At 63.9% G+C, this 7,582-nt stretch carries 9 protein-coding genes and 1 pseudogene; 5 read left to right on the forward strand and 5 right to left on the reverse strand.

The window, feature by feature from the left end; translation table 11 throughout:
* From QZY67_RS10950 to QZY67_RS10960, 3 genes and pseudogenes are all read left to right on the forward strand, one after another.
* Positions 1 to 801: pseudogene (locus QZY67_RS10950) on the forward strand (V-type ATP synthase subunit A); the annotation flags it as partial.
* The gene (locus QZY67_RS10955) at positions 798 to 2,234 is read left to right on the forward strand and encodes a V-type ATP synthase subunit B (RefSeq protein ID WP_295370281.1); all 1,437 of its coding nucleotides are present in this window, start codon (positions 798 to 800) and stop codon (positions 2,232 to 2,234) included. The pseudogene QZY67_RS10950 and the gene QZY67_RS10955, both read left to right, overlap by 4 nt.
* A gap of 72 nt (positions 2,235 to 2,306) precedes the next feature.
* A complete protein-coding gene (locus QZY67_RS10960; RefSeq protein ID WP_295370282.1) occupies positions 2,307 to 3,020 on the forward strand; it encodes a V-type ATP synthase subunit D in 714 nt (237 codons plus the stop codon).
* Between the two features lie 133 nt (positions 3,021 to 3,153).
* Here QZY67_RS10960 and QZY67_RS10965 read toward each other — a convergent pair whose 3' ends face one another.
* The 4 genes from QZY67_RS10965 to QZY67_RS10980 form a co-directional block, all read right to left on the reverse strand.
* The gene (locus tag QZY67_RS10965; RefSeq protein WP_295370284.1) at positions 3,154 to 3,678 is read right to left on the reverse strand and encodes a hypothetical protein; all 525 of its coding nucleotides are present in this window, start codon (positions 3,676 to 3,678) and stop codon (positions 3,154 to 3,156) included.
* Between the two features lie 19 nt (positions 3,679 to 3,697).
* A complete protein-coding gene (locus tag QZY67_RS10970) occupies positions 3,698 to 4,132 on the reverse strand; it encodes a cell wall hydrolase (RefSeq protein WP_294531742.1) in 435 nt (144 codons plus the stop codon).
* A gap of 25 nt (positions 4,133 to 4,157) precedes the next feature.
* Positions 4,158 to 4,571: a hypothetical protein gene (locus tag QZY67_RS10975; protein ID WP_295370286.1), complete on the reverse strand. Its 414-nt coding sequence runs from the start codon at positions 4,569 to 4,571 to the stop codon at positions 4,158 to 4,160.
* A gap of 72 nt (positions 4,572 to 4,643) precedes the next feature.
* Entirely contained in the window at positions 4,644 to 6,029 is a 1,386-nt protein-coding gene (locus QZY67_RS10980) for a PLP-dependent aminotransferase family protein (RefSeq protein ID WP_295370288.1), read from the reverse strand.
* A gap of 122 nt (positions 6,030 to 6,151) precedes the next feature.
* On the opposite strand from QZY67_RS10980, the gene QZY67_RS10985 reads away from it, so the two are divergent.
* Positions 6,152 to 6,733, forward strand: a complete 582-nt coding sequence (locus tag QZY67_RS10985; RefSeq protein WP_294531737.1) for an ECF transporter S component — start codon at positions 6,152 to 6,154, stop codon at positions 6,731 to 6,733.
* Between the two features lie 49 nt (positions 6,734 to 6,782).
* On the opposite strand, the gene QZY67_RS10990 is transcribed toward QZY67_RS10985, so the two are convergent.
* Positions 6,783 to 7,013 carry a hypothetical protein gene (locus QZY67_RS10990; RefSeq protein WP_295370291.1) on the reverse strand — a complete coding sequence of 77 codons (231 nt, stop codon included), beginning with the start codon at positions 7,011 to 7,013 and terminating at the stop codon, positions 6,783 to 6,785.
* 29 nt (positions 7,014 to 7,042) lie between these two features.
* Here QZY67_RS10990 and QZY67_RS10995 point away from each other — a divergent pair.
* On the forward strand, positions 7,043 to 7,582 hold a 540-nt coding region (locus QZY67_RS10995; RefSeq protein ID WP_295370293.1), incomplete at its 3' end, for an alpha/beta hydrolase.

A 7,582-nucleotide genomic window follows, 5' to 3' on the forward strand; every position in this document is an offset into this window, starting at 1 on the left:
ATCGCCGACTCCACCTCCCGCTGGGCCGAGGCCCTGCGCGAGATGTCCGGCCGCCTGGAGGAGATGCCCGGCGAGGAGGGCTACCCCGCCTACCTGTCCAGCCGTCTGGCCCAGTTCTACGAGCGGGCGGGCAGCGTGTCCTGCATCTGCTCCGACGGCGACCGCCGGGGCAGCCTGACCGCCGTGGGCGCCGTGTCGCCCCCCGGCGGCGACCTGTCCGAGCCCGTCAGCCAGGCCACCATGCGCATCGTCAAGGTGTTCTGGGCCCTGGACGCCAGCCTGGCCTACAAGCGCCACTTCCCCGCCATCAACTGGCTCAACTCCTACTCTCTGTATCTGGACTCCCTGAAGCCCTGGTTTGACGAGCACCTGGGCAAGACCTTCCTCATGGACCGGGATAAGGCCATGAGCCTGCTCCAGGAGGAGGCCAGCCTGAACGAGATCGTCCAGCTGGTGGGCAAGGACTCCCTGTCCCCCGCCGACCAGCTCACCCTGGAGACGGCCAAGATGGTCCGGGAGGACTTCCTCCAGCAGAACGCCTTTGTGGACGTGGACAGCTTCTCCGAGTACGACCGCCAGGAGAAGCTGCTGGCCATGATCCTCCGCTACGACAGCCTCTGCCGGGCCGCCATCGGCCGGGGGGCGGACGTGCAGGCCCTCTTCGACATCCCGTCCCGGGAGCGCATCGGCCGGGCCAAGAGCGTGGAGAGCGGCGTGTATCAGGCTGTTTACGCCGAAATCGACGCCCAGATGGAGCGGGAGATCGAGGCCGTGGCCGAGAGAGGGGAGGCGGAGGCATGATCCGCGAATATAAGACCATACAGGAGATCAACGGCCCTCTGATGGTGGTGCGCAAGGTGGAAGGCGTCACCTACGACGAGCTGGGCGAGATCCAGCTGCCCAACGGGGACGTCCGCCGCTGCAAGGTGCTGGAGGTCAACGGCGACAACGCCGTGGTCCAGCTCTTTGAGTCCAGCGCCGGCATCAACCTGAAGGACTCCCGTATCCGTTTCCTGGGCCACCCCCTGGAGCTGGCGGTGTCCGGCGACATGCTGGGCCGGGTGTTCAACGGCATGGGCCGCCCCATTGACGGCGGGCCCGAGATCCTGCCCGAGGAGCGCCGGGACATCAACGGCCTGGCCATGAACCCCGCCGCCCGGGACTACCCCAACGAGTTCATCCAGACCGGCATCTCCACCATTGACGGCCTGAACACCCTGGTCCGGGGCCAGAAGCTGCCCATCTTCTCCGGCTCCGGCCTGCCCCACGCGGCCCTGGCCGCCCAGATCGCCCGTCAGGCCAAGGTGCTGGACGCACCGGCATCTTCCCATGGTGAAGATGCCGCCATCCGCCCCGCTGAAGGCGGGTCGGGGGCGTCCAACTTCGCCGTGGTCTTCGCCGCCATCGGCATCACCTTTGAGGAGTCCAACTTCTTCGTGGAGGAGTTCCGCCGCACCGGCGCCATCGACCGCACCGTGCTGTTCACCAACCTGGCCAACGACCCCGCCGTGGAGCGCATCTCCACCCCCCGCATGGCCCTCACCGCCGCCGAGTACCTGGCCTTTGAGAAGGGCATGCACGTGCTGGTCATTCTCACCGACATCACCAACTACGCCGAGGCCCTCCGGGAGGTGTCCGCGGCCAAGAAGGAGGTCCCGGGCCGCCGCGGCTACCCCGGCTACCTGTACACCGACCTGGCCACCATGTACGAGCGGGCCGGCCGCCGCCTGGGCTGTCCCGGCTCCATCACCATGATCCCCATCCTCACCATGCCCGAGGACGACAAGACCCACCCCATCCCCGACCTGACCGGCTATATTACCGAGGGCCAGATCATTCTCTCCCGGGAGCTCTACCGCAAGGGCGTCATCCCCCCTGTGGACGTGCTGCCCTCCCTGAGCCGCCTGAAGGACAAGGGCATCGGCGCCGGCAAGACCCGTGAGGACCACTCCGGCACCATGAACCAGCTCTTCGCCGCCTACTCCACCGGCAAGGAGATGAAGGAGCTCATGTCCATCCTGGGCGAGAGCGCCCTCTCGCCCACCGACCTGCTCTACGCCAAGTTTGCCGACGAGTTTGAGAAGCGGTACGTCTCCCAGGGCAACGAGGAGAACCGCTCCATCGAGGAGACATTGAACCTGGGCTGGGAGCTGCTGAGCATCCTGCCCAGGAGCGAGCTCAAGCGCATCAAGCCGGAGCTCATCGACAAGTACCTCCCCCAAAAGGCGGAGTGACGCCCCTCCTCTCCGCCCCCGGCAGGCGGAGAGGCAGACCGGCGAATCCGACTTTGAAAGGAGGCGAATCCCTTGCCGGCCATCAATGTAAACCCCACCCGGATGGAGCTCACCCGGCTGAAAACCAGGCTCAAGACCGCCCAGCGGGGCCATAAGCTGCTCAAAGACAAGCGGGATGAGCTGATGAAGCAGTTCCTGGACGTGGTGCGGGAGAACCGCGCCCTGCGGAAAAAGGTGGAGGACGGGCTGATGCGGGCCCACGGGTCCTTTACCGTGGCCTCCGCCCTCATGTCCGCCGAGATGCTGGAGCAGTCCCTGCTCTACCCCAAGCAGAGCGTGGAGCTGGACATGACCTTCCGCAATATCATGTCGGTCAACGTGCCGGAGTACCACTTCAAGACCAAGAGCAGCGACGCCGGGGAGATCTACCCCTACGGCTTCGCCGCCACCTCCGGCGAGCTGGACGACGCGGTGGACGCCCTGGCGGGGGTGTTCCAGGATATGCTCCGCCTGGCCCAGATTGAAAAGACCTCCCAGCTTCTGGCCGAGGAGATTGAAAAGACCCGCCGCCGGGTCAACGCACTGGAGTATGTGAAGATCCCCCAGATGCAGGAGGCCATCAAGTATATCTCCATGAAGCTGGATGAAAACGAGCGGTCCAACACCATCCGCCTGATGAAGGTGAAGGATATGCTCCTTCAGGAGGCCATCGAGGAGAAGCGGGAGGCCGACGCCCGCGCGGTGGAGGCCTTCGGCGGACGGCTGCCCGGCCAGGAGGAAATCTGAGCCAATCAGAACAAGATACAGCAGCGCCCGACTCCACGTTTTTGGATGGAGTCGGGCGCTTTGCTTGTGGGCAGAAGCCCCCCGGAGCCGGGGATTATGGCGCCGTATGGCGTTCCACAGGGAGGGCTGGAGGTCAGCGGGGCGTCATGACGCCATATCCCCCGCAGAAGCCGCCGGGGCATGCGGCGCTGCCCATGGCGGTGCCGCTGTCCGTTATCGGTGTGGTGTCGGGCTGAGTGGACCAGCCTGTGCCGGGCATGGTTGCGGACGGCATCGGGGCTACGCTGGGGGTATACATGCTGCCCGGAGCGTAGCTGGTCATGGGTACCCGGTAGGGCCGCTGGCCGGGGAGATAGAAAGTGACGAACTTTACCGAGAAGATGTCGCAGACCACAAAGGTCTGGCTGGTCTCCTCATACAGAGTGAGTACACTGCGGCCAACAGCGTAGAGCACCCCTTGTTTCCGCGTGAGGGCATTGGTGCCAATGAGAAATTCCACCACCACATATTCCCCAAGATTGTCCGCCAGGAACTGCTGAATGGAACCTTGCATAGCGGGGGTATTGAAATTTTCCTCCGGCGGGACAACAAGGGAGCCGGTGTTATCGGCGCCGTTCATGGCGCCGTTTCCGACGGCGCCGGGATAATACTGTGCCATAGGGGATAACCTCCAGATTTCAGGTGTCCGCATAGGCGTCAGTGGGGTTGTAGAAACAGTGGTCGCCGATGCGGATGACGAATTCTCCCACTTGGGAGGGGAAGAAGGGGCGGCACTCGGGGCTGTACGGGTTAAAAAACCACAGGGCAAAGCCCAGGTTGGTCAGACGGTTGCCCGCCATGGCCCACTCCGCCACGTCCCAGTGGACCTGCTCCAGGGACATGTTGTAGATGTTCTGGGCGTTGTACTCGCCGCCCACGGTCTCCATGGCGCAGACGAACTGCCGGGGCTGAAAGACCACCTCACGGACCGTGTGGAGCCGCCCGTACTCGCCGTATGTAATGTTGACCCGGTTCATCACCACCGAGGCCACCGCCCGCATGCCGTTGAGTCCCTCGCCGCCGGCCTCGCACTTCACAATGCGGGCCAGCAGCTCCAGGTCTGAATATGCCATTGAATGTTCCTCCTGACAGGGCCGGTCAGCCCGCAAGGGTGTGGGAGGCGGAAGAAGAGGAAGAGGCGTCCAGATCGTCCAGCCGCACCACGGCGGCGGCCAGCACCAGGACAGAGGCCCACAGGTTGCGCCCGGCCGACCGGCGGGCAGCGCAGCCGGCCTCCGGGGTCAGGTCATGCCAGGCCTGAATGGCCAGGCACAGGAAAAAGCCCAGAGACCCCACTGCCAGTACGCTGGCCCATCTGCGCAGCGGCAGTACCGGCGGCGCGGACGCCGCCGCCTCCGTCCTGCCCGCCAGGGCCAGACGGAGCTGGCGCCGATGGGTGAGGGAGGCGCTCAGGGAGAGCAGCAGAGAGCATATCAGTACCAGCAGAAAGACCACCGCCCCGTCGGCGTCCCCCAGCTGCCGCTCCAGCGTATCTCTGCCCGTCTCCTCCATCCGGCCGCCTCCTTCCTGTCCGGCAGGCTCCGCCCGCCTCCGCAGTATCCTATGCACAGGAGAGGGGGAATGTCACATGCCGCCGAAGGCCCGGGCCAGGTCTCCCACCGCCTCCGGGGCGGCGGCCGTATCCAGCCCGGCGAAGCCCAGCACCAGGGAACCGGGCAGGGGGGAGGGGCCCCGGCAGTACTCCCCCAGAGTGCGTACCCGGTAGCCGGCCGCCGCCGCCCGGGCGGCCAAATCGGCCTCGTTCCGGCCGGGGAGGGTGAGGAGCAGGTGGAGTCCAGCTCCCGCGCCGGAGATCCGGCCCTCCGGGAAGGCGTCCCTCAGCGCGGCGGTGAGGGCGGCGCACCGGGCCCGGTACAGGCTGCCCGCCCGGCGCAGGTGCCGCCCGTACTGGCCGGAGGACAGGAAGCGGCACAGCACCCGCTGCTCAAACCGGGACACCGTGGACGCCCCGTGGGCAAACCGGGCTTTGTACACCTCCAGCAGCGTCTCGGGGAGAATGAGGTAGGCCGCCCGGATGGAGGGGGCCAGGGTGCGGCTGAAGGTGCCGGTGTACACCACCCGGCCGCCGGTGTCCATGCCCTGCATGGCCGGGATGGGCCGGGAGGCGTAGCGGAACTCGCTGTCGTAGTCGTCCTCAATGAGGTAGCGGCCGGGGGCGGCGTAGGCCCAGCGGAGCAGCTCGGTCCGCCGCCCGGCGGGCATGGCCGCCCCGGTGGGGAACTGGTGGGAGGGGGTCACATAGGCTACCCCCGCGCCCGAGGCCGCCAGGGCTCCGGGCGCCATGCCCTGCCGGTCCACCGGCACGGGCACGGCGGAGCGTCCCAGGTTCTCCAGCGTGCGATAGGCGGCGTGATACCCCGGATTCTCCAGAGCCACGGGGGTGGCCGGGTCAAAGAGCTGGAAGAGCACGCTCAGGAGGTACTCCATACCCGCGCCCACCACTACCTGCTCGCTGTGGCACTTCACGCCCCGGCAGGAGCGGAGAAAATCGCACAGGGCCTCCCTCAGGGGAAGATCCCCCTGGGGGTCCCCCCGCTGGAGCAGATCCGGGTCCTTCAGGGCCTCCCGGGTCAGGCTGGCCCACACCGAGGAGGGGAAGATGTGGGTGTCCACGGCGGCGGTGGAGAATACGTCGCTGAGCGCAGGGGCCGCCGGGGCGGGCGCGGGGGACGGAGTCTCCTGGGGGACAGGGGCATCCAGGGGCAGCAGGGAGCACACCCGGTACCCGCTCCGGGGCTGGGATTGCAGATACCCCTCGGCCACCAGCATGCCATAGGCCGTCTCCACCGTGGACAGGCTCACCCCCAGCTGGGCGCACAGCTGCCGCTTGGAAGGGGCACGCTCCCCGGCGGCCAGGCGGCCGGCGCGGATCTCCTCCACCATGCGGCGGTAGATCTGCTCATAGAGGGGAAGCGCCCCCGCTTCGGGCACAAAGAAGGATGTGGACATCGTGCTCGCCTCCTCAAAAACTGACCTGATAAAAAATAATAAAACTGGATATTTTAAAGATGTCAGTTGCGTGTATAATACAGCATCAGAGCGTATAAGTCAATCCTAAGGAGGGAAGCGTTATGATTCTCAATTCCAGAAACACAAGGGACGAAAAGCTGATGTTCGCCGTTATGGCCGGTCTGATGGCCGCCCTGGTGGCGGTGGGCTCCGCCCTGCGGATCACCCTGCCGGTGAATGTGGGCACTACGTCCTTTCACCTGGGCAACATCATGTGCGCCCTGTCGGGCATTTTCCTGGGCCCGGTGGGAGGCGGACTGGCGGCGGGCATCGGCTCGGCCATCTATGATATGACCAACCCCCTGTACATCTCCGAGTGCTGGATTACCTTTCTCACCAAGGGGGCCTACGGCGTTGCCGCCGGCCTGGTGGCCTGGAGCGGCGGGCGCCGGGGGGAGCGGTACGGCTGGAACCTGGCGGGCACGGTGGCCGGCGCGGTCGTGTACGCTGCGCTGTACCTCTTCAAGGGCTTTGCCTGGGACGGGCTGCTGCTGGGCGGTCTCCAGACCGGCCCCGCCCTGGCGGCCCTGGTGCCCAAGCTGCCCGCCACCGCCTTCAACGCCGTGATTGCTGTGGTCTGCGCTCCGGCCCTGGCCGCGGCGGTCCAGAAGGCCCGGCACACGGTGGGTTCCGCCCGGGGGTAATTGCGGAACAAAAAAGTGCTGTCCCGTATTGGGAGAGCACTTTTTGTCGTCAGTCTCTGTCGGAGGAAGGAGGGGCCTTCCGCCTGCGGAGCCTGCGCAGCTCCAGGGCGGCGCCCACGGCCAGCAGAACCAGAGAGGCCAGAAGCATGACGGCAAAGACCAGCACGTTGATCCAGGAGAAGCCGCCCACATCCGCATGGGTAAGAAGAACGCCCCAGGAGAAGTCGGACTTGCTGAAAAATCCAAAGCCCCAGCGGGGAAGAAAGTAAGAGAACGACAAATCGGAAATTTGCAGTGAGGTGAGGCAAGTTGCAATATAAAGTATACGGAAAACAAAAGCGAGATGTGATTATTCTTCTGCATGGCGGCGGTTTGTCATGGTGGAATTACCGAGAAGTATCTGAACGACTTCAAAATGACTTTCAGATAATTATTCCGATATTGGATGGTCACGCAGGAAGCGATGAAAATTTCACAACAATCAAAGACAATGCTGATGAAATCATTTCTTTTATTGATATGAACTTTGGAGGTTCGGTACTGCTAATTGGTGGGTTATCTCTTGGCGGTCAAATATTACTTGAAATGTTATCCCAGCGAAAAAGCATCTGTCGTTTTGCAATGGTCGAGAGTGCAGCGGTTATTCCATCCAAACTAATTTATTCGTTGATTAAACCAGTGTTTGGGGGTTGTTATGGATTGATTCGGCAAAAATGGTTTTCTAAATTGCAATTTCGTTCACTCCGAATGAAGCCGGAATTGTTCAATGACTATTATCAAGATACTTGCGGTATTACTAAGCAAAATATGATTGCGTTCTTACAAGAAAGTTCTATGTATTTCATAAAG

This window comes from uncultured Pseudoflavonifractor sp., assembly GCA_904419835.1.
Lineage (GTDB): Bacteria > Bacillota > Clostridia > Oscillospirales > Oscillospiraceae > Pseudoflavonifractor.